We start from the raw sequence: 21551 nt of genomic DNA on the forward strand, positions 1-21551 counted from the left end.
CGTGAGCGCGGTCCGCGAGGCGCTCGACGCCCTGAGGCTCGTCGACCACCACTGCCACGGCACCGTCACCGCCGACCTCGACCGCGCGGACTTCGAGTCCCTCATCACGGAGGGCGAGGTCTGGCCGGGCATCTCGCCCTTCGACAGCCCCGTGGGCGTGGCCGTGCGCCGCCACTGCGCTCCCCTGCTGGACCTGCCCCGGCACGCTCCCGCCGAGGAGTACCTCGCCCGGCGCTCCGAACTGGGATGGGACGAGGTGCGGCGGCGCTTCCTGCGCGCCGCGGGCACGGACGTCCTCTGCGTGGACACCGGCCTCGCCCCCGACCGCCTCACCACCCCGCCCCAACTCGCCGAGGCCGCGGGCGGGTCCGCTTACGAGGTCGTACGGCTGGAGAGCGTCGCCGAGTCGGTGAAGGCCGCAGGGGTCGAGCCGGACGCGTACGCGGACGCCTTCCGCGCGGCCGCGCTCGACGCGGTGCGGCGGCCCGGGGTGGTGGCCGTGAAGTCGGTGGCGGCCTACCGCACCGGCTTCGACCTGGACCCGGCCCGCCCCTCGGACCCTGAGGTCACCGAGGCGGCCCGGCGCTGGTCGGCCCGGGGCGGCCGGCTGGCCGATCCGGTCCTCGTACGGCACGTGCTGTGGACGGCCGTCGACCTCGGCCTGCCGCTCCAGCTGCACACCGGGTTCGGCGACAACGACATCCGGCTGCACCGGGCCGACCCCAGCCACCTCACGGACTGGCTGCACCTGACCGCCGGGACGATCCCCGTCCTGCTGCTGCACTGCTGGCCCTACCAGCGGCAGGCCGCCTACCTCGCGGCGGTCTTCGAGCAGGTGTACCTCGACGTCGGTCTCACGCTGCACTACGTAGGCCCCGCCCGGGCCGGTGCGGTCCTCGCGGAGGCCCTGGAGATCACACCGTTCCGCAAACTGCTGTACAGCTCCGACGCGTACGGTGTGGCCGAGTTCTTCCACCTCGGGGCGCTCGCCTTCCGGCAAGGGCTCTCGGGGCTGCTCCAGGAGCGGGTGGACGCCGACGAGCTGTCCCTGCCGGACGCGCTGCGGATCGCGCGCTGGGCCGGGCGGGACAACGCCCTGCGGGTCTACCGGCTCCCGGACGACGGTGCGGGAGGGGATTAGGACGGCGTGGGGCCGGTCACAGTTCCCCTGGAGCGGCTATCCAGGAAGTCCGAACGGCTGAAAGTATGATCAAGCGATGTCTGACATGACCGATACCACGCCCGGCTGGCTGTCCTCCGACGAACTGGAGATGACACGCGCCCGCATGCCGATCCTGTACGTCGAGGCCGTCCCGGTACGCGTCGACGACAGCGGCGAAGTCACCAGTGTCGGTGTGCTGCTGCGCATCGGGCCGGACGGAACGGTCAGCCGGACGCTGGTCTCCGGCCGCGTGCTGCACCACGAGCGCGTCCGCGACGCCCTCCTGCGCCATCTGGAGAAGGACCTCGGCCCGGTCGCGCTCCCCCGCGTCCCGGCGTCGCTCCAGCCCTTCACCGTCGCGGAGTACTTCCCGACCCAGGGCATCACGGCGTACCACGATCCCCGCCAGCACGCGGTGTCGCTGGCCTACATCGTGCCGGTGACGGGCGACTGCCGGCCCCGGCAGGACGCGCTCGACCTGGTGTGGTTCAGCCCGCAGGAGGCCGTCTCCGAGGCGGTGCAGAGCGAGATGCCGGGCGGACACGGAGTGCTGCTGAAGCAGGCGCTGGCCCATGCGGGCTGTGTGATCTGACGGGGGCGGACCTCACGAAGGGGTGAGTTGATGCGGCTTCCCGACATGCCGTTGCACGATCCGTTCGTCGTCGCCGACGGCGAGACCCGCACCTATCACCTCTACACCTCCAACGTCCCGTCCGTGTCGGGCGTGGACGGCACCGGCACCATGGTCTACCGCAGCCAGGACCTGCTGGACTGGACGCGCCCCGTGGTGGTGTTCAGTACCGCCGGGCAGGAGGGCATCTGGGCGGCGGACGGCGCCTGGGCGCCGGAGGTGCACGCGTGGGACGGCAGGTACTACCTGTTCACCACGCTGCACAACGAGGACAGGCCACTCCCGGTCCCCTCACCCGGCCAGTGGGGCGTCCCGTTCCGGACCCCGACCCATATGCGCGGGACGATCACGGCGGTCTCCGACTCACTGCTCGGCCCGTTCACCGTGCTCGACCCCTCGCGCCCCGTCCCTCCCGAGCACCTCATGACCCTCGACGGCACGCTGTACGTCGACCCGTCCGGGCAGCCCTGGATGGTGTACGCGCACGAGTGGCTCCAGACCATCGACGGGACGATGGAGGCGATCCGGCTGACTCCGGACCTGTCCCGGACGACCGGCGACCCGGTCTACCTCTTCAAGGCCTCGGACGCGCCCTGGACCGCCGAACAGATCCCCGCCGGCGTCCCGCACCAGCTCCCGCCCTACATCACCGACGGCCCCCAGCTGTACCGCACCCCTGACGGGTCCCTGCTCATGCTGTGGTCGACCTACGAGAAGGACACGGCCGGCGAGAACGGCACCGTCAGCGGCGGCTACGTCCAGACCTACGCCGTGTCCCGGTCCGGGGACATCCAAGGTCCCTGGCAGCAGCACCGGCCCCTGGTCCGCGAGGACAGCGGCCACGGCATGCTGTTCCACACCTTCGACGACCGGCTGATGATGATCCTCCACCGGCCCTTCGAGAACGCCCGCGGCAAGCTGTACGAGATGGAGCTGCGCGGCCACGAGCTGGAGGTACTGCGCCGACGCGACGACCTCGACGGCGGCGGCTGACGCCACAACGCAATCAGCGGGCCTGCCTTCCGGCAGACCCGCTGGTCGATTCTGTCGGGACGACAGGATTTGAACCTGCGACCCCTTGACCCCCAGTCAAGTGCGCTACCAAGCTGCGCCACGTCCCGTTGCCCGTCTGACCTGGGGGTTCCCCCGGCCGAACGCGCAGGGAAACAATACCGCACTCGCGCCGGTGATCGCGCATCCGTTTCCCGGGGGCCGGCCCTCGGGGACATCATTCCGCCGCTGGGAGTCCCAGGCGGGGATGCGCCTCCAGGAGCCGGTTCGGGGCGGCCTGGCGCCAGGAGTCGGCGAGGATGTCACGTAGTTCGTCCTCGCCCTCCAGCGCGTCCAGCCTGGCCCGCACCCAGGCGAACGACGCCTCGTGGTCGGCGATCCAGAATTTCTTCGGCTCGGCGAGCACGAGTTCGTCCCGCTCCACCTTGGGACAGCGCACGGCGATGGACGTCTCGTCCTCGGGCAGTGTCGCGAACATCTTTCCCGCGACCCGGAACGTGGGCATGCTCCAGGCGACCTTCTCCGTCGTGTCCGGGAAGGAGAGGGCGATACGTCGTACGTCTTCGGCATCCGGCATGGTGGGCACGGTAGCCGCTCCCACTGACAATCACCTGGTGAGAGCGTCTGCCGGTACGTGCTTGTAGTAGATCGTCGTCGGGCGGAGCACTCCGTCGGGGCTCGCCGCGTAGTCGGGGATCGCTCCGATCGGTGTCCAGCCGGCTGACCGGTACAGATGCTCGGCGGGGCTGCCGGTCTCGGTGTCCAGGTGCAGGAGGGTGACCCCGGCCGCCGCGGCGGCGTCCTCCGCGGTCGCCAGCAGCCTGCGGCCGAGGCCGCGTCCGCGGGCGTCCGGGCCCACCATGAGCTTGACGAGTTCGGCGCGGTGGCGGCTGTTGGCCTTGCCGGGGAAGGCGAGGCTCACGGTGCCCAGCACCCGGTCCCCGTCGTACGCCGCCCACAGAGCAAGCCGGCCCGCGGCGACGTCGGCGGCCCGCTCCTCCCACCAGGCGTGAGCCTCCGCGCGGTCGAGCGGGGAGAGGAAGCCGACCGAGGCGCCGGCGTTGACGGTGTCGGCCAGCAGGCCCGCCAACTCCCCTACGGCCTTGCGGAGTTGAGTTTCGTCGAGACGGGTGACGATCACGGCCGCACCACCGCCAGCAGATACCGCACGCCCTCGGGAGCGGCGCACCGGAACCGGGTCGCCCCCCACACGCGCATGCGGAGGCAGTCGCCGGCGCCGAGGTGGTGTCCGGTGTCCTGCACGGTCACGTCGAGGGCGCCTTCCAGGACCCAGATGTGCTGCTCCAGGCCGGCGACGGGCGGACGGTCGTAGGCGATGTCGGCGCCGGGTGAGAGGCGGGCCTCGACGAGTTCGCCGCGCAGGGCGGAATGCGGCGGGGAGACGGACCGCCGTACAAAACCGGATGCCTGGTCCTGCCACCGGGGCTGCTCCTTCGCCCGCACCACGGGGGCGGGCTCGGCCTCGACCTCGCTGAGCAGCTGGGACATGGTCCGCCCGTAGACGGCGCACAGACGGTTCAGCAGCGAGGCCGTGGGGCTGATCTCGGCCCGCTCGGCCCGGGACAGGGTGGACCGGCTCACTCCGCTGCGGTCGGCCAACTCGCCCAGCGACCAGCCGTGTTCGGCCCGCAGCTCGGCCAGGCGGACACCCAGCCGGGTGTCGACGGGGTCCGCGCCGGCGTCATCGTCACCGTTTCTCATATTCGGGACACTATCCCGGATATGAAACACCCAGATTTCGCGGTCCTCACACCGGCAGCGGCTGCGCCTGGGCCGCCGCGCCGAGTGCGTCCAGCACCGGGCGGATCAGGGGATGCTCCTCGGCTCCCCGGCGTACGGCGGCGAAGACCCGCCGGGTGGGGGCGGTGCCGTCGACGGGACGGACGACCACGCCCGTGAGGTCCATGCCGCGCAGCGCGGAGCGCGGCACGAGGGCGACGCCGGCGTCGGCGGAGGCGAGGGCGACGACCGCGCGGAAGTCGTCCGAGGAGTGCTCCATGCAGGGCTGGAAGCCGGCGTTCTCGCAGGCCAGGACCACCACGTCGTGGCAGGGGTTGCCGGGGTACGGGCCGATCCAGGGGTCCTTGGCCAGTCCGGCGAGCGGGATCTCCGGCGCGCCGGACAGACGGTGGGCGACCGGCACGACCGCGTCGAAGGGCTCGGCGTACAGCGGCAGGTGGGCCAGTCGCGGATCGTCGGCGGGCGGGGCACCGCGGTACTCGACGGCGACGGCGACATCGACCTGCCGGTCCAGCACCATCGGCAGGCTGGCGTCGCCCTCGGCGTCCTGGACGCGGATACGGATCCCGGGCGCGGACTCGGCGAGCCGGGCCACCGCGGGCGCCACGACCAGGGCGATGCCGGTCGCGAAGGAGGCGACCGTGACGGTGCCCGCCGCTCCCGAGCTGTATGCGGCCAGTTCGGCCTCGGCCCGCTCCAGCTGGGCAAGGACCGCGTTGGTGTGGTTGAGCAGGATCTCGCCGGCGGGGGTGAGCCGTACGCCCTTGGCGCCGCGCTCGACGAGCCGGTGCCCGGTCTCCTGTTCCAGCGCGGCGAGCTGCTGGGACACGGCCGAGGGGGTGAGGTACAGCGCGGCGGCAGCCGCCGTCACCGTGCGGTGGTCCGCCACCGCACGGAGGATGTGGAGCCGCCGCGCTTCGATCATGCGATCGATTGTCTCAAATGCGCCGCTCAGTCCTGCTCGGCGTCCAGCTCGGCCCGCGCCGCCACGAACGCGTCCACCGCGCGGTTGACGTCCTCCGTCGAGTGCGCGGCCGAGAGCTGCACCCGGATCCGGGCCTGTCCCTGCGGCACGACCGGGTAGGAGAAGCCGATCACGTACACGCCGCGCTCCAGCAGCAGCTCCGCCATACGGCCCGCGATCGCCGCGTCACCGATCATCACGGGTGCGATGGCGTGGTCGCCGGGGAGGACGTCGAAGCCCTCCTCGGTCATGCGGCCGCGGAAGAGGGCGGTGTTCTCGGCGAGGCGGACGCGCAGGTCGTCCGCGGACTCCAGCAGGTCGATGACCTTCAGGGAGGCCGCCGCGATCACCGGGGCGAGCGTGTTGGAGAAGAGGTACGGCCGGGAGCGCTGGCGCAGCAGGGCGACGATCTCGGCGCGGGCCGCCACGTAGCCGCCGGACGCGCCGCCGAGCGCCTTGCCGAGGGTGCCGGTGATGATGTCGACGCGGTCCATGACGCCGTGCAGCTCGGGCGTGCCCCGGCCGCCGGGGCCCACGAAACCGACCGCGTGCGAGTCGTCGACCATGACCATCGCGTCGTAGCGGTCGGCCAGGTCGCAGATCTCGCGCAGCGGCGCCACATAGCCGTCCATGGAGAAGACGCCGTCGGTGACGATCAGCCGGCGGCGCGCGTCCGACGCCTCCTTCAGCCGGGCCTCCAGCTCGGCCAGGTCGCGGTTGGCGTAGCGCAGACGGCGGGCCTTGGACAGGCGGATGCCGTCGATGATCGACGCGTGGTTGAGCGCGTCGGAGATGACCGCGTCCTCCGGGCCGAGCAGCGTCTCGAACACACCGCCGTTGGCGTCGAAGCAGGAGGAGTACAGGATCGTGTCCTCCTGGCCGAGGAACGCCGACAGCCGCGCCTCGAGTTCCTTGTGCACCTCCTGCGTGCCGCAGATGAAGCGGACGGAGGCCATGCCGTAGCCCCAGCGGTCCAGGGCCTCGTGGGCGGCGGCGACGACCTCGGGGTGGTCGGCGAGGCCGAGGTAGTTGTTGGCGCAGAAGTTGAGGACCTCGCCGGGGCGGCCGCCGGCGGTGACGTTCACGGTGGCCGACTGCGGGGTGCCGATCACGCGCTCGGGCTTGTGCAGCCCGGCGGCGCGGATCTCGTCGAGGGTGGCGCGCAGGTCGTCGCGCACGGAGTCGAACATGAGAGGGCTCCTGACGTGGTCGCGGAGAGAAGTCGTCGCGGAGAGAAGTCTTGAGGAAAGGGGGAGTTACGCAGTCCAGTCGAGGATGACCTTGCCGCCGCGGCCGCTCGCCGCGTCGGCGAACGCCGGCTCGAAGTCGCGGAAGCCGTACCGGCCGGTGATGACGGGCGCGAGGTCGAGTCCGCCTTCCAGCAGCACGGACATCGCGTACCAGGTCTCGAACATCTCGCGGCCGTAGATGCCCTTGACGGTGATCATCGAGGTGACGATCCGGGCCCAGTCGACGGGAAACTCCTCGGCGGGCAGGCCGAGCATGGCGATCCGGCCGCCGTGCGTCATGTTGGCGATCATGTCGCGCAGGGCCTCGGGGCGACCGGACATCTCCAGGCCGATGTCGAAGCCCTCGCGCAGACCGAGCGCGCGCTGCCCGTCGGCGACGGTGGCGCCGGAGACATCGAGCGCGAGGCTCACCCCGACCTTGCGGGCCAGCTCCAGCCGCTCCGGGCTGACGTCGGTGATCACGACGTTGCGGGCGCCGGCGTGCCGGGCCACGGCGGCGGCCATCAGACCGATGGGTCCCGCACCGGTGATCAGCACGTCCTCGCCGACGAGCGGGAACGACAGCGCGGTGTGCACGGCGTTGCCGAACGGGTCGAAGATCGCGGCCACGTCGAGGTCGACGGGCACCCGGTGAACCCAGACGTTGGCGGCGGGCAGCGCCACGTACTCGGCGAACGCACCGTCCCGGCCCACACCCAGCCCCACGGTGGCCCGGCACAGATGACGGCGGCCCGCGAGGCAGTTACGGCACTTGCCGCACACCAGATGGCCCTCGCCGCTCACCCGGTCGCCGATGCCGATGTCGGTGACGTCCCGCCCGGTCCCGACGACCTCGCCGACGAACTCGTGCCCGAGCACGAGCGGCGTACTGATGGCCTGCCGCGCCCAGCCGTCCCACGCTCTGATGTGCAGGTCGGTGCCGCAGATACCGGTGCGCAGCACCTTGATCAGCACGTCGCCGGGCCCGACGGCGGGCTCGGGGACGTCAGTGAGCCACAGCCCGGGCTCCGCCTTCTGTTTGACCAGCGCCTTCACCGCTACGGCTCCTGGGGGTGAGTCCCGGCTCCGGGCACGCCGAAGGAGCCCCTGGGCCGGGAGAGGAGTGGGATCGCACTGCAATCTGCCGTACGGCGGCCGCACCGGTCCATCGAGGATTTCTTAAGCGCCGCCTCAGCTTTCCTTCACGCCCTCGGGAGACTCCGGGAAACACGGACGTTCAGTAGGGCAGCGAGCCGTCCAGGCCCTCCAGCCGCAGGACGAGCTGCGCGGCGTGTTCCTTGATGGCCGTCAGGCCCGGCTTCCCCCAGGCCCGCGGCTCGACGTCCGCGACACTGACCGTGCCCAGCACCAGCCCCGTACCGTCGAGGAGCGGCGCCCCCAGATAGGAGCGGATGCCGAACTCGTCGACCACCGGATTGCCCGCGAACCGCGGGTAGTCGCGGACGTCCTCCAGGACCAGGGCCTTGCGTCGCGCCACCACATGGGGGCAGAAGCCATGGTCGCGGGGCAGGGCACGGCCCACCTGAGGGCTGGTGCCGTCACCGCGCACCACCGGCGCGACAGCCGGGACGTACAGGCCCGCGTAGAACTGCCGCTGCTCGTCGGGGAAGTTGACCATGGCGTACGGCGCACCGGTGAGCTCGGCCAGGCGGTACGCGAAGGCGTCGAGTGCGGGTTCGGGGCGCTCCCCCAGACCCAGCCGGCGCAGTCGGTCGGTGCGGGCGGGGGCCTCCTTGTCCTCGGGCGTGAGCAGCAGACGACCGGCCGGGCGCGGCGGGTCGTAGCTCATGGGCGTACTCGCGAAGTGTGGGCATGCGTCATATAGAGGCTCCGTGGCAGGTGTGAGGGGGTCACATATGGGCGCCGTACCCCGTCGTGGGGGCCGGGGTGTGGGCGATGAGGTGGCGCACGAGGGTCAGCAGGGTCCGGACCCCGGAGCTGGAGATCCGGGCGTCGCAGCACACGACAGGGACGTCCACGGTCAGGTCGAGGGCCGCGCGCACCTCCTCGGGGTCGTAGCGGTGGGAGCCGTCGAACTCGTTGACGGCGACGATGAAGCCGAGGCCGCGCTGTTCGAAGAAGTCGACCGCCGCGAAACACTCCTCCAGACGGCGGGTGTCGGCGAGGATGACCGCCCCGAGGGCGCCCTCGCACAACTCGTCCCACATGAACCAGAACCGCTCCTGGCCGGGTGTGCCGAACAGGTACAGCACATGTTTCGGGTCGAGGGTGATGCGGCCGAAGTCCATGGCCACGGTCGTCTCGACCTTGTTCTCGATGCCGTCGAGGTTGTCGGTCGCGGCACTGACGGTGGTGAGCAGTTCCTCCGTGCTGAGCGGCGCGATCTCGCTGACCGCGCCGACGAAGGTCGTCTTGCCCACGCCGAACCCGCCCGCGACCAGGATCTTGAGTGCGGTGGGGAACGGATCGGCGCCGCCGCGCGGTCCGTCGGCGTAGTCAGAGCTGTCGTCGTAGTCCATCGAGCACTGCCTCCAGAAGGGCCCGGTCCGTCGGGTTGTGGTAGAACGCGGGGGGCTTGGTGGTCAGCGCCCCGCAGTCGACGAGGTCCGCCAGCAGCACCTTGGTGACGGCCACCGGCAGTTTGAGATGGGCGGCGACCTCGGCGACCGCGACGGGCGCGCGGCACAGGTCGAGCGCCTGCGTGTGCTCGGGGCCGAGATAGCCGAGGGGGGTCGCCCCGGTGGCCATCAGCTGCGACATGAGGTCGAGCGCGACGGTGGGACGGGTGCGGCCGTTGCTGACGGTGAACGGGCGCACCAGCCGCCCGGCCGCGTCGTCGAGCCAGGGCCCGTCACCGGCCGCCGTCACGGTCAAGGCCTCATCGCCGGGGATTCGACGGACTGCTGCCGGGGAGCGGTGACCAGGTAGGGGCGGACGCTCTTGACGAGCATCGCCATCTCGTAGCCGAGCACGGCCGCGTCGGCCTCGCGGCCGGCGAGCACGGCCAGGCAGGTGCCGGAGCCGGCGGTGGTGACGAACAGCAGGGTCGAGGCGAGTTCGACGACGACCTGCCGAACGTCGCCGCCGTCGCCGAAGCGGACACCGGCGCTGCGGCCGAGGGAGTACAGGCCGGAGGCCAGGGCGGCCATGTGGTCGGCACTGTCCGGGTCGAGGCCGTGCACGGACTTCACGAGCCCGTCGCAGGACAGGAGCACGGCGGCGTTCGTGTGCGGTACGCGCTGCACGAGGCCGCTCATCAGCCAGTCGAGATCGGATACCTGGGCGGTCGGCGCATCGCTCGCCATGGTGGATCGACTCCTTGGGGTACGAAGGTCTGCGGGAGCGCTGGGGGTGGGGGTGGAAACGGGGGTGGTCATCCGGCGGGTGCGCTCCCGTCCCGCCGGGTGGTGGTGGTGCTGTGGTCGGTGTGCACCGGCTCCAGGTGTGCCGGCTCGATGTGCGTCGGCCGCTTGCTGTCGCCTCGGCTCATGTCCCCGGACTCCATGTGCTGTTGCGCCTCGGCGAGGCTGATGCCGCGCTGGAAGGCCGCCATCAGACCGGGGTCGTGGCCGACGAGGTACTCGGGGTCCTGGCGCGGCGTGGGACCGTCGCGCAACTGGGGTGCGATGTGTTCCTGGGCGCGGCGGCGGGGCAGTTGGGGTTTGCCCATGGTGCCGCGCACGGCGCCGTTGCGGGGGGTGGGCGGATCGGTCACGTTCCCGGCGAGGACGCGCCGGTCGTCCGGGCTGATCCCGGGCCGTGCCTCGGCCGGGGTGGGGCGCTCCCGGTGGGTCCCGCGCACGGGCAGGGGCGCGGGGTGGCCGTTCTTCGGGGTTCCGCCCAAGTCCGGTTCGGTTTCGCGCTGGTGGGCTCGGGACGCGGCGGGTGCGGAGGGCGGGGCCGACGGACGTGCCTCGGACGCGGCACCCGACACGGACGAGAACCCGTACACCGTCGAGGACCCTGACGCGGGCACGGAGCCGGCATCGGGCGAGCCGCCGGGGCCGACGCCGCCGGACCCCGCCGCCTCGGCCGGGGACGGCTTCCGGGAATCCGCTCGGGCGCCGCCCTCGGGCACCGTCCGGGCACCGCCTCCGGCTCCGCTCCCGGTCCCGGTCCCGGTCCCGGTCCCAGCTCCAGCTCCAGCTCCAGCTCCAGCTCCAGCTCCAGCTCCAGCCTGCCCGCCCTGCGGCTGTGCGGTGCCCGCCGGCGCACCCGGTTCAGCCCCGAGCAGCGCCTGCGGCACGACGAGCACCGCCTGCACTCCGCCGTAGATGTTGGTCTGGAGGCGGACGTTGATGCCGTGCCGCCGGGCGAGCTGTGAGACCACGAACAGGCCGATGCGGCCGTCCGCCAAAAGCCGGGCGACGTTCACCTGGTCCGGGTCGGCGAGCAGGGCGTTCATCCGCGCCTGCTCCTCGACGGGCATGCCGAGTCCGCGGTCCTCGACCTCCACGGCGAGCCCGGAGGTGACGAGGTTGGCGCGCAGCAGCACCTGGGTCTGCGGGGCGGAGAACACCGTGGCGTTCTCGACGAGTTCGGCCAGCAGGTGGATGACGTCCGCGACGGCGTGGCCGCGCAGGGTACCGTCGATCGGCGGCACGAGTTTGACCCGCGAGTACTGCTCGACCTCGGCGATGGCCGAGCGCAGGACCTCGGTCATGGAGACCGGGTTGCTCCACTGGCGGCGGGAGACCGCCCCGCCGAGCACGGCGAGGTTCTCCGCGTGCCGGCGGATACGGGTGGCGAGGTGGTCGACGTGGAAGAGCCCCTTGAGCAGTTCGGGGTCCTCCATCTCGTTCTCCAGCTCGTCGAGGATGGAGATCTCGCGGTGCACCAGCGATTGCAGGCGCCGGGCGAGGTTGACGAACACCTCGAGCTTCTGTTCACTGCCCGCTTGGCTGGAGAGCTGCGCGGCCTCGACGACGGCGGTGAGGGCGCCGTCGTGCGCACGGGTCAGGTCGGCCGCGAGCAGGTCGAAGTCGCCGGCGTCCTCGGCGGGACCGCCGCGCTGATCGTCGGGAGCGTGCTGTGGCGGGCCGTCGCCGCGGCGCAGCGTCTCGACCAGGCCGCGCAGGTCGGCTTCGCGTCGCGCGGTGGTGCGGCGCAGGGCGCCGATGCGGTCGTGCACGGACCGGGCCGCCCGGTTGGCCGCCACCGCGGCGACGACGATGCCGACCAGGGTGACCGAGACCGCCCCGGCGAGCACGGCCCACAGGGTGAGGCCCGGCCGCGCTCCGGTGGACCGGACGGCGAAGAGGACGGCGGCACAGCCGCTGAGGGCGACGGCGACGGGCGGCAGCACGGCGAGGCGCAGCAGCTGGGGCCGTATATGAGTCTCGGGCAGCGCGGGTGCGGTGCGGGCGGCCGGCCGCCCGTGCCGCCCGCCCTCACGGCGGTCTGCGCGTGTGGCCGGGGCGCGGAGGTGAGACATCGGTGTCCTCGTACTGGTCCGTCGGTGCTGGGTGCCAGGGGGGCTCGCGGGCGTGCGATCGGGCTCGCGTGGTGGCTTCCGCGCCCTGCGGGCCGCCGGCCCGGACGCTCCCCGCTTCCGACCGGCTCCGGCGCGACCGGAATCCGGGTCCCGTTCCGGGCCGGAGGCCACGGCCGTAGCCGTACCGGCGTCGGTGGTGCGTGGGCGGCGGGGATCCCCGCCGCGTCGACTCCCTCGTCCGCCTTGCGCCTGCACGTGCCGGTCCCCGCTCCCTGATCCGCCCTGTTTCCCGACGGCCACTGACAGTAGTCGCCAGCGCATCATGTGCGGTGGGCAGTTGACAAACTCATACGGTGAGCGTCCTGCTCTGGTATGAGGTCTCGTACGACAGACCGATAACTTCGTCCCGCACTCGGCCATGAACGGACGCAGCACGATCCGACCTGGTCAGAAGCGGTCACACGGAAACGGCGAGGGCCGGGGAGCCTCTCGCTCCCCGGCCCTCGCCGTCTACCTGCCGTCTGCTCCCCGTCAGCCCGCCGGGAGCGTCTCGGGGTCCTCGGTTCCCTTGGCCGGCCCACCCCGGCCATCACTCACCGTATCGGCCTGGGCCACAGCTACCGTGTCCGACGCGGTCGTGATCGTGGCGTCCGGGAGGGCCTCCCCGGCCGGGAATCCACCCGCCGGGGCGAGCGCCACCCCACGCCACCACGGCTCGGACGGCACGGTTTCCGCCGTGGGCTCGAAGGGCTCGCCGGGGCGGGGCAGGGCGACCCGGGCCCCCACCGCGCGGGCGGCCGCGACCGTCCCCTCGCCGGGGTCCGCCCACGGATGCGTCGCGAGATTGAAGGTGGCCCAGTGGATCGGCAGCATCGGACCGTGCTCCGGTCCGCCCTGGAGGTCGAGGTGGGCGCGCATGCCTTCCTCGGGGGTCATGTGGATGTCGGGCCAGAAATCGGAGTACGCGCCGATCTGGATCATCGTGGCGTCGAACGGCCCGTGCTCGGCGCCGATCTCCTTGAAGCCCTCGAAGTAGCCGGTGTCGCCGCTGTGGTAGATCCGGTGCTCCTCCCCGGCGACGACCCAGGAGGCCCACAGGGTGTGCTGGGTGTTGCGCAGGCCCCGGCCGCAGAAGTGCCGGGCCGGGGTGGCGGTCAGGGCGAGGCCGCCGATCTTCGTGGTCTCGTGCCAGTCCAGTTCGCGCAGCCGGCCGGCGGACACGCCCCAGTGCTCCAGGTGCGCGCCGACGCCGAGCGGCACGGCGAACTGCGTGTCCGTGCCGGCCAGGGCCTTGATGGTGGGCATGTCCAGGTGGTCGTAGTGGTCGTGCGAGACGACCACCACGTCGACCGGGCCGAGCGCGGCCAGCGGCAGGGGCGCCGGGTGCAGCCGCTTGGGCCCGGCGAAGGGGAAGGGGGAGCAGCGCTCGCCCCACACCGGGTCGAACAGGACCCGTCGGCCGTCGATCTCCGCGAGCACGCTGGAGTGCCCCATCCAGGTCAGCCGCAGCCCCGTGGCCGGGGGTCTGGAGATGTCGGCGAGGGTGGTGGAGTGCAGCGGCACCGTGCCCTTCGGGCTGCGTCGGGGCCGGGTCTCCTTGTCGAAGAAGACCTTCGCGAAGTCCAGGGTGGAGCCCGAGGGCCGGGTCCGCGCGGGGCCGCCGGGGTTCTGGAAGACCCCGTCCGCGAAGTGGGGCGATCTGCGGATGCGCGCCATGCGCTCACCGCGCGGATCCGCGCCGAACGCCTCGGGCCGCAGCGCACGGAGCCCGGTGCTCAGGGAACGGAAACCGGCCACGGTACCTCCAAGTGGAGTCGGTCAGGCTTTCCATTATGGTCGGCCCCTCCGACAACACCGGGGCACCGGGGTCCCTCCGGGGGTGATACTGACCGGTGATTCAGTAACCCCCTCAGCGACCCCGGCGAAGGAGCCCGAATGGCCGGCCCCCTGCTGTCCCTCACCTGGACCGACCACCTCACCGGCCACCAGGGTTTTCTGGTCGTCGACCGGCTGGTGCGCGGTGTCGCCAGCGGCGGTCTGCGGATGCGCGCGGGCTGCACCCTGGAGGAGGTCACGGGCCTGGCCCGCGGGATGACCATGAAGGAGGCCCTGCACTACGACCCCGAGAGCCGCTACGTCCCGCTCGGCGGCGCGAAGGGCGGCATCGACTGCGACCCCCGGGACCCGGAGGCGTACCCCGTGCTCGTGCGCTACCTGCGCGCGATGCGGCCGTACATCGAGAGCTGCTGGACGACGGGCGAGGATCTCGGGCTCACCCAGGACCTGGTCGACCGGGCCGCCGCCGAGGCGGGCCTGGTCTCCTCCATACAGGCCGTGTATCCGCTGCTGGACGACGAGGCCGAGGCGCGGCGGCGGCTCGGGGACGCGTTCGCGGTCGAGGTGGACGGCCTGGGTCTCGACGAGCTGGCCGGCGGCTGCGGTGTGGCCGAGGCGGCCCTCACGGCCCTGGACCGGGCCGGCGTGCCGTACGCGGGGACGCGGGTGGCCCTCCAGGGACTGGGCACCATGGGCGGGGCGACCGCCCGCTTCCTCGCGCGGGCGGGGCTCACGGTCGTGGCCGTCGCCGACCTCAAGGGCACGATCGCCAACCAGGAAGGCCTGGACGTCGAGGCGCTGCTCGCCGCGCGGGACGCCCACGGCACCGTGGACCGCTCCGCGCTGCGGCGCGGCGACCGCGACCTGCCCGGGGACGCGTGGCTGTCGGCCGACACGGACGTGCTGGTACCCGCGGCCGTCTCGTACGCGATCGACTCCGGGAACCAGGAGCGGATCACCGCGCGCTGGGTCGTCGAGGCGGCCAACATGCCCGTACGACCGGAGGCGGAACTGCTGCTGACCGCGCGCGGGGTGACCGTGCTGCCGGACGTGGTGGTCAACTCCGGGACGAACGCCTGGTGGTGGTGGACGCTCTTCGGGGACATCGGCGCCGACGCGCAGGAGGCGTTCGCCCACATCCGCGGCTCGATGCGGGCCCTGGTCGAGCGGATGCTGGCCCGCGCGCAGGCCGACGGCACGACACCGCGAGCAGCCGCCCACGCCATCGCGGCGGACCGGCTGCCACTGATCGCGGAGCGCTTCGGCTGGTACCGATGACGGCCACGCGCCCCCTGCCGGAGCGGCCGAATCCACACGTCAAGAGGGTGCACGCGGGTGTGTAGGGTGACGGCGTGACGAGAGTCCGGTTGAGCGTGGCGGAACGGCGCGGTGATCTGCTGCGGGCCGCCGTCGAGCAGATCGAGGCGCGGGGCGTGACGGCGGTCAGGATCGCCGACATCGCCTCGGTGCTCGGGGTGAGCAACGCGCTGGTCCTCTATCACTTCTCGACGAAGGAACAGCTGGTGGCCGCCGCGTTCCGGCACGCGGCGGAGGGCGACCTCGCGCAACTGAACAAGCTGCTGGGCCGCCGTACGTCCGCGCTGCGCCGGCTGCGGTCGGCCGTACGGTGGTACGCCCCCACGGGCCAGGCCAAGGGCTGGCGGCTGTGGATCGAGGGCTGGGCGGCGGCGCTGCGCGAGCCGGCGCTGCGGGAGGTCGCCCAGGATCTCGACCGGCAGTGGAAGGCGGCCATCGCCGAGGTCATCGCGGAGGGCGTGGCGGCCGGCGAGTTCCGCTGCCCCGACCCGCACGGCACGGCCCTGCGCCTCACCGCCCTGCTCGACGGGCTCGCGGTCCAGCTGACGTCCTACGAGGGCGCGGTGCCGCGGGCCCGGGCGCAGGAGTGGGTGGAGGACGCGCTGTCGCGCGAACTGGGCCTGGATCCGGCGGCCTTGTCGTAGGCAACCGGGCGGTGCCGCTGAGGCCGGGGGCTCCGCAGCCCGCGGAGCGGGGTGCCGCTGCGCCCACCCGTACCGCCCCCAGCGGCACGCGTGCCCGCGGCTGGGGCGGCAGCCACGACGGGCCCACACTCCCAGACGCGGCCCCGGCCCACGACGAACCGCAGGCGCTACGCCACCGACCCGATCCGCATCCTGATGTCCTCCGGCGACAGCGCCCCCTTGGCCGTCACATGGTCCCCCGACGACTCCCCGCGCAACCGGCGTCCGATCCACGGCACCAGGAACTCGCGCGCCCAGTGGACGTCGTCCCGCCGGACGTCGAGCGTGCCGCGGGGCGGCAGCGGAGGCCACTCCTGTTCGGGGTCGGCCGGGACCTCGAGGCCGAGCACCTGGCCCGCGCGGAGCGCCACGCGCGTGTGCCCGTCGGGCGACAGGTGCAGCCGGTCGGCGTCCCAGGCCCGGCGGTCCTGGACACTGCGCAGGGACCACAGGTCGAGCACCGGGCAGCCGTAGCGGTCGGCGATGGCCCGGACGTGCCCGTTGTAGGTGGCGATCTTGCCGCGCAGATGCCTGAGCACGGGCACGCGACGGGTGTCGAACCCGGTCGTCACCATCACCGTGCCGGCCACCGCGGCCAACTGGGCGACGGCCCGCTCGAACCGCTCGGCCACCTCGTCCGGATCGGTGCCGGGCCGGATGATGTCGTTGCCCCCGGCGCAGAACGAGACGAGGTCCGGGGCCATGTCGACGGCCCGCGGAAGCTGGTTCGCCACGATCTGGTCGAGGAGTTTTCCGCGTACGGCCAGGTTGGTGTACCGGAAGTCGCCTTCGGGCCTGCGGTCGGCGAGCAGCACGGCGAACCGGTCGGCCCAGCCGACGAACGCCCCGTCGGGGCCGGGATCGCCGACGCCCTCGGTGAAGCTGTCCCCCACCGCCACGTACGACCCGATCACTGCTCTGCTGTCACTCTTCGAATCGTCTGCCACAGCCGCTCATAATTCACCCTCGAATGTGACCTACGCGACCGTAGGAAAGGGTTGACGGGCGGTGAGATAAGCCACTCCTAAAGTGTTCGCCAACTCCGGAATAGGCCACCCCTCACGGACGTTGCGGGGTCAGTCGCCACACCCGGAAGCCCGTGATCCGGAAGTGGCTCCACACGGTCCGGAAGGCGAAGTGCCCGCTCGTGTACGGCTGCGGGTCGGTGTAGTCGAAAACGAGCCGCCCGTTGTTCCACCACCGCACCGTCGACCCGTTCGAGACGATCCGGACCCGGTTCGGCTCGCCCGGGACCAGCAGCGGCTCGGTGTAGTCGTGGATCAGGGGACGCACACCGGCCTGGCCCACATAACGCCGCAGCCGGGTCGTGGTGTTGTAGTTGGCGCCGTATCCGGCGTAGTAGGTCGTCAGGTGGTCGTACTCCTCCAGCGCCCCGCCACGTGGCGTGGCGAAGAGGTCGTCCGGGGAGCGGACGTCGGTCGCGTTCCAGAAGTTGTTGAGGTCCGAGACCCGGTCGTTGGCCCCGCCCTCGGAGACGGGCGTGGCGGTGTATTCGAGGACGTACGGTCCCTCGAGGCGCCGTCTGTACCAGACGGTCGCCCCGGCCGGTACGTCGATGTCCAGGACGCCTCGGGAGGCGGTGACGGACCCGCCGTCCTGGAGTTCGGTCGCCCACTGACCGAGTCCGTGGCAGAAGTCGTCGTGGGCGATGAGGCGCCGGTTCCGGGGTGCGGCGTTCGCGCTCTGCATCGGGGCGAGGGCCGCCAGCGCGGCTCCCGCCGTCAGGGCTCCCAACATTCTGCGGGTGGTCGGCACGGAACACAGCTCCTTCAGAAAGCGCTTGCACTCACGACGGGATCACTGTGGCCCAACTGCCGCCCCCTGTCGATCCCTTGAGTGGCGATCCCTTGAGGGTCCATCCCTTGAGTCGATCGGCAGCCGCACACACCGAAGGCCTGACCCGGGGATCGGGGTCCGGCCTTCGGCTGCGTGTCAGGCAGGGGGTGTCGCGGTCGGTCAGCCCACGGAGACGCCGTGCGAGCGCAGGTAGGCGACCGGGTCCACGTCCGAGCCGTAGTCCGGCGAGGTGCGGATCTCGAAGTGCAGGTGCGGTCCGGTCACATTGCCGGTCGCACCGGACAGGCCGACCTGCTGCCCGGCCGTCACGGTCTGGCCGGCCGAGACGGAGAGCTGGGACAGGTGGGCGTACTGCGCGTACTTGCCGTCCTCGAGCTGGATGACGACCTGGTTGCCGTACGCGCCGCCCCAGCCGGCGGAGACGACCGTGCCGGCGCCGACGGCCTTGAGCGAGGTGCCGGTCGGGACGACGAAGTCGACACCGGTGTGATAGCCGCTGGACCACATGCTGCCGGACATGTGGTACGGGGTGCCGACGGCGGCGCCGTCCACCGGGAGGCTGAAGCCGGAGGCCTCGGCGGCCGGCTTGGCGGCGGCCGGCTTCGCGGCGGTGCCGGCCTTCGAGGACGACTCGGCGGCGGACGACTTCTCAGCCGACGCCTTCGGCTTCTCGGCCGCCTTGGGCGCGGACGACTGCGTCTTGGGCGCGCTCGCCGCCTTCTTGCCGATCGAGAGCTTCAGGCCCGGGTGGATCAGCGACGGGTCGGAGCCGACGGCGTCACGGTTGTCGCTGTAGAGCTTCTTCCAGCCGCCGCTGACGTTCTGGTCGTCGGCTATCTTCGCGAGATAGTCGCCGGCCCTCACGGTGTACGTGTGGGCGCCCGTGGCCTTTTCGGCGGCCTTCTTCTCGGCGGCCGGAGCGGACTGGACGGCCTTTTCCGGAGCCGACTGCGGGGTCGCGGCGTGGGCGCCGGTGGCCCCCATGAGCGGAAGGGCGAGGGCGGCGCCACCGGTTCCGGCGACGGCGATGGAGCGGGTGAAACGCTGGGACTTCGGGCGGCGGTGCTTACCCTTCGCGGGCATGGCGAATTCCTCTCCGGCGCCTGCGAGGTGAGCTGTCGGGTGCGGGCTGGAGATGCCCGGCCGCACCGAAGTGCGGCTGAACCCCAAGCCGTTCCGGGAACCGGAACAGGCGTCTTACCTGTGGGTCCCCCGCTCCTGCCATACACGGGTGAGTGTGTGGGGCTCCGGGCGGCGGCAGGATTAGGCGTCCGTCCGGATTGGTGTGGAACGTAAGCGACCAAGACGCAATGGGACAAGCTTGCGGTTGCCTGTGACCGCGTTTCTCTGGACGCATCGGCATATTTACCGTCACCGAGCGTGGATTACCGATCTCCCGGTTTCCTCAATGTCCCTGAATAGCGCGAGAATTACGTGCACATGACGACAACACATCGTCACGAATATGACGATGGTCACGCACCCCGACCACATCTCCTTTACGATCGGGGCACGTTACACCGAAACACCTGAAGCGCCTTATTCGCCTTATCTACCCGATCCGGACAGAACGGCTACTTACGCCTAAGGCGGACGACCGTGGCATCCAGGTCCCCGCGCAGGCCGATTCGCAGCCCGTGATGAGTAAGTACGGCCCCTCGGTGAACTTCGCCCGTTTCGGGGCATTCATACACTGCTGTCGGGTCGAGGCCCCGCAGCCGGAGCGCCGGAACGGGCTCGCCGTAGCGCTGCGCCTGGAGCCAGACGAGGACGACGGTCTCGTCACCGAGGACGTACTGCACCGCGCTCGAGCCGCCCTCCGGCGCCCGCAGCCGGTACAGGTCGCCGCGCTGCACCACGGGCCGGATCTCCTTGTAGAGCTCCACCCAGCCCCGGGCCTCGGCGAGCTCCTCCGGCGTCCACCGCGTGAGGTCGCCGCCCACCCCGAGCACGCCGGCCATGGCACTGACGAACCGGAACCGCAGGGAGCTGGACCGCTGGTTGAGCATGGCGTTCGGGCTGTCGGTGACCCAGGCGGCCATGACCCGGGCCGGATGGATCTGGCTGAAGCCGTGCTGGATGGCGAGCCGGTCGAGCGGGTCGGTGTTGTCGGAGGTCCACACCTGGTCCGTGCGGCCCAGCACCCCGAGGTCGATCCGGCCGCCACCACCCGAGCAGGACTCGAAGGCCACACCGGGGTGCGCCGCCCGCAGCCGGTCCAGCAGGGCGTACAGGGCATGTACGTGGTCGACCCAGAGCCGCTGCGGGTAGGGGTCGTCCGGCCAGCCGGCGTCGGTGAAGCAGCGGTTGAAGTCCCACTTGACGTAGTCGATGGGGGCGCTGGAGAGCAGCCCGTCGAGCTGCTCCCACAGGTACTCCTGGACGTCCTCGCGGGCCAGGTTCAGTACGAGCTGATTGCGGAACTCCGTCCGCTTTCGTCCCGATTGATACTGCACCCAGTCGGGGTGGGCGCGGTACAGGTCGCTGTCCGCGTTGACCATCTCCGGCTCGACCCAGATCCCGAACTGCATACCGAGACCGTGCACATGGTCGGCGAGCGGCTTCAGTCCGCCCGGGAAGCGGTCGGGGTTGGGCGTCCAGTCACCGAGCCCGGCCCGGTCGCTGGTCCGGGACCCGAACCAGCCGTCGTCGACCACGAACAGCTCGACACCCATGGCCGCCGCCCGCTCGGCGAGCGCCCGCTGCTGCTCCTGCGAGATGTCGAACTCGGTGGCCTCCCAGGAGTTGAACAGCACCGGCCGGTCCCGGTCCGCGTCGGGGACGACGTGGGTCCGCTGCCAGGCGTGCCAGGCGCGGCTCGCCCCGCCGAAGCCGCCGTCGCTCCAGAGCCCGGCGAAGACGGGGGTCGTGTACGACCCGCCCGCGCCCAGCCTCAGCAGGCCCGAGTCGTCGTGTCCCGCCCCGCCGGTGATCTGCACGCGGGCGTCCGGGAGTTGGGCCACCGCGATCCGCCAGGACCCGGACCAGCCCAGGGCGCAGCCGTAGACCTCCCCGCGCTCCTCGGTCGCGTCGGAGTCGAGCGCGACCCAGGGCAGATGCTGGTGGGAGGTGTGGCCGCGGCGGCTGCCGATGATTTTCTCGCCGTAGGTGAGAGCGGAGCGCGTCAGCCGGGACTCGGCGCCCCAGCGGCCGTGCAGCTGGGACAGCCGCCAGGTGTCGCGGTCGGGCAGCGTCCAGGTCGCGGAGTCGGCGCGCAGCACCTCGACGTCGGGTCCATGGTTCTCCAGGGTCACCCAGCGCTCCACGACATCGGCCGAGGAGCGCATCCGGTAGTGCAGCGTGACGGCGAGGTCCCCGTCACGGAAGCGGAGCCGCAGCTCGCCGTCGCCGGTGTCATGGCCCTCGTAGGACCACTCGGTGCCGCGACGCTCGGCGGTGCGCACGGACAGGGCGGGCCGGGCGAAGCGGGGGCCGCCCTCGACCGGGTACTCCTCGCGTCCGTCGAGCGGGGACTCGAAGGCCCAGTAGTCCGGCAGCGGCCGGACGGCCAGGGCCTCGGCGTCGGCGAGGCCGATCCGGGCACCCCAGTGCAGGTGCAGCAGCTCGTCCCGGTCGGTGACATGGACGGCGTAACTGCTGGCCGGCCCCGAGAGCACCCATGTACGACCGTCTTCGGAGATCTCCAGCATCAAGCCCTCACAGATTCGAACAGGCCCGACCAGGTGCGACCAGGCCCCAACATCATCAAGGGCTTAGGGGGCT

21 protein-coding genes, 1 tRNA gene and 1 riboswitch are annotated in these 21551 nt (G+C 71.8%); of the genes, 5 read left to right on the forward strand and 17 right to left on the reverse strand.

What is annotated here, in order from left to right:
* The first annotated feature begins 1 nt into the window (after position 1).
* The 3 genes from AC07DF_RS34435 to AC07DF_RS34445 all read left to right on the forward strand — a co-directional run bounded on the left by AC07DF_RS34435 (position 2) and on the right by AC07DF_RS34445 (position 2786).
* Positions 2 to 1141 carry an amidohydrolase family protein gene (locus tag AC07DF_RS34435; protein WP_478980294.1) on the forward strand — a complete coding sequence of 380 codons (1140 nt, stop codon included), beginning with the start codon at positions 2 to 4 and terminating at the stop codon, positions 1139 to 1141.
* 76 nt (positions 1142 to 1217) lie between these two features.
* Positions 1218 to 1754: an NUDIX hydrolase family protein gene (locus AC07DF_RS34440; protein ID WP_215117242.1), complete on the forward strand. Its 537-nt coding sequence runs from the start codon at positions 1218 to 1220 to the stop codon at positions 1752 to 1754.
* Between the two features lie 30 nt (positions 1755 to 1784).
* Positions 1785 to 2786 carry a glycoside hydrolase family 43 protein gene (locus tag AC07DF_RS34445; protein ID WP_478980297.1) on the forward strand — a complete coding sequence of 334 codons (1002 nt, stop codon included), beginning with the start codon at positions 1785 to 1787 and terminating at the stop codon, positions 2784 to 2786.
* 54 nt (positions 2787 to 2840) lie between these two features.
* Here the strand turns inward: AC07DF_RS34445 and AC07DF_RS34450 are convergent.
* The 13 genes from AC07DF_RS34450 to AC07DF_RS34510 all read right to left on the reverse strand — a co-directional run bounded on the left by AC07DF_RS34450 (position 2841) and on the right by AC07DF_RS34510 (position 13971).
* Positions 2841 to 2914, reverse strand: a tRNA-Pro gene (locus tag AC07DF_RS34450).
* A gap of 107 nt (positions 2915 to 3021) precedes the next feature.
* Positions 3022 to 3381, reverse strand: coding sequence for an MmcQ/YjbR family DNA-binding protein (locus AC07DF_RS34455; RefSeq protein ID WP_478980299.1), 360 nt, complete (start codon positions 3379 to 3381; stop codon positions 3022 to 3024).
* A gap of 30 nt (positions 3382 to 3411) precedes the next feature.
* Complete coding sequence (locus AC07DF_RS34460; protein ID WP_478980301.1) at positions 3412 to 3945, reverse strand: GNAT family N-acetyltransferase; 534 nt, start codon at positions 3943 to 3945, stop codon at positions 3412 to 3414.
* Entirely contained in the window at positions 3942 to 4526 is a 585-nt protein-coding gene (locus tag AC07DF_RS34465; protein WP_478980303.1) for a helix-turn-helix domain-containing protein, read from the reverse strand. The genes AC07DF_RS34460 and AC07DF_RS34465 overlap by 4 nt, the downstream gene beginning before the upstream one ends.
* Positions 4527 to 4572: 46 nt before the next feature.
* Positions 4573 to 5490, reverse strand: a complete 918-nt coding sequence (locus tag AC07DF_RS34470) for a LysR family transcriptional regulator (RefSeq protein WP_478980305.1) — start codon at positions 5488 to 5490, stop codon at positions 4573 to 4575.
* A 26-nt stretch (positions 5491 to 5516) separates the two neighbouring features.
* Positions 5517 to 6719, reverse strand: coding sequence for a glycine C-acetyltransferase (locus tag AC07DF_RS34475; protein WP_478980307.1), 1203 nt, complete (start codon positions 6717 to 6719; stop codon positions 5517 to 5519).
* A gap of 66 nt (positions 6720 to 6785) precedes the next feature.
* Positions 6786 to 7814 (reverse strand): L-threonine 3-dehydrogenase, encoded by a 1029-nt coding sequence (tdh, locus tag AC07DF_RS34480; protein WP_478980309.1) that lies wholly within the window; start codon positions 7812 to 7814, stop codon positions 6786 to 6788.
* A 181-nt stretch (positions 7815 to 7995) separates the two neighbouring features.
* Complete coding sequence (locus AC07DF_RS34485; RefSeq protein WP_478980311.1) at positions 7996 to 8568, reverse strand: GAF domain-containing protein; 573 nt, start codon at positions 8566 to 8568, stop codon at positions 7996 to 7998.
* Between the two features lie 61 nt (positions 8569 to 8629).
* The gene (locus AC07DF_RS34490; protein ID WP_478980313.1) at positions 8630 to 9259 is read right to left on the reverse strand and encodes a GTP-binding protein; all 630 of its coding nucleotides are present in this window, start codon (positions 9257 to 9259) and stop codon (positions 8630 to 8632) included.
* Entirely contained in the window at positions 9237 to 9608 is a 372-nt protein-coding gene (locus tag AC07DF_RS34495) for a DUF742 domain-containing protein (RefSeq protein WP_382486274.1), read from the reverse strand. The genes AC07DF_RS34490 and AC07DF_RS34495 overlap by 23 nt, the downstream gene beginning before the upstream one ends.
* 2 nt (positions 9609 to 9610) lie before the next feature.
* Positions 9611 to 10045: a roadblock/LC7 domain-containing protein gene (locus AC07DF_RS34500; RefSeq protein WP_478980316.1), complete on the reverse strand. Its 435-nt coding sequence runs from the start codon at positions 10043 to 10045 to the stop codon at positions 9611 to 9613.
* A gap of 68 nt (positions 10046 to 10113) precedes the next feature.
* Positions 10114 to 12174 carry a sensor histidine kinase gene (locus tag AC07DF_RS34505; RefSeq protein WP_478980318.1) on the reverse strand — a complete coding sequence of 687 codons (2061 nt, stop codon included), beginning with the start codon at positions 12172 to 12174 and terminating at the stop codon, positions 10114 to 10116.
* Between the two features lie 531 nt (positions 12175 to 12705).
* Positions 12706 to 13971, reverse strand: a complete 1266-nt coding sequence (locus tag AC07DF_RS34510; RefSeq protein ID WP_478980320.1) for an MBL fold metallo-hydrolase — start codon at positions 13969 to 13971, stop codon at positions 12706 to 12708.
* Positions 13972 to 14109: 138 nt separating this feature from the next.
* On the opposite strand from AC07DF_RS34510, the gene AC07DF_RS34515 reads away from it, so the two are divergent.
* Together AC07DF_RS34515 and AC07DF_RS34520 are read left to right on the forward strand one after the other, a co-directional pair.
* The gene (locus tag AC07DF_RS34515; protein ID WP_478980322.1) at positions 14110 to 15288 is read left to right on the forward strand and encodes a Glu/Leu/Phe/Val dehydrogenase dimerization domain-containing protein; all 1179 of its coding nucleotides are present in this window, start codon (positions 14110 to 14112) and stop codon (positions 15286 to 15288) included.
* A gap of 74 nt (positions 15289 to 15362) precedes the next feature.
* Entirely contained in the window at positions 15363 to 15971 is a 609-nt protein-coding gene (locus AC07DF_RS34520; RefSeq protein WP_478980324.1) for a TetR/AcrR family transcriptional regulator, read from the forward strand.
* A gap of 167 nt (positions 15972 to 16138) precedes the next feature.
* Here the strand turns inward: AC07DF_RS34520 and AC07DF_RS34525 are convergent, their stop codons facing one another.
* The 4 genes from AC07DF_RS34525 to AC07DF_RS34540 form a co-directional block, all read right to left on the reverse strand.
* On the reverse strand, positions 16139 to 16924 hold the full coding sequence (locus tag AC07DF_RS34525) for an SGNH/GDSL hydrolase family protein (protein WP_478980764.1): 786 nt from the start codon (positions 16922 to 16924) through the stop codon (positions 16139 to 16141).
* 145 nt (positions 16925 to 17069) lie between these two features.
* A complete protein-coding gene (locus tag AC07DF_RS34530; protein WP_478980326.1) occupies positions 17070 to 17786 on the reverse strand; it encodes a DUF6250 domain-containing protein in 717 nt (238 codons plus the stop codon).
* 201 nt (positions 17787 to 17987) lie between these two features.
* Entirely contained in the window at positions 17988 to 18911 is a 924-nt protein-coding gene (locus AC07DF_RS34535) for a M23 family metallopeptidase (protein WP_478980328.1), read from the reverse strand.
* Positions 18912 to 18913: 2 nt separating this feature from the next.
* Positions 18914 to 19072: riboswitch (cyclic di-AMP (ydaO/yuaA leader) on the reverse strand.
* A gap of 330 nt (positions 19073 to 19402) precedes the next feature.
* Complete coding sequence (locus AC07DF_RS34540; protein WP_478980330.1) at positions 19403 to 21478, reverse strand: alpha-galactosidase; 2076 nt, start codon at positions 21476 to 21478, stop codon at positions 19403 to 19405.
* Positions 21479 to 21551 lie beyond the last annotated feature (73 nt).

The organism is Streptomyces sp. NPDC044719 (assembly GCF_056433405.1).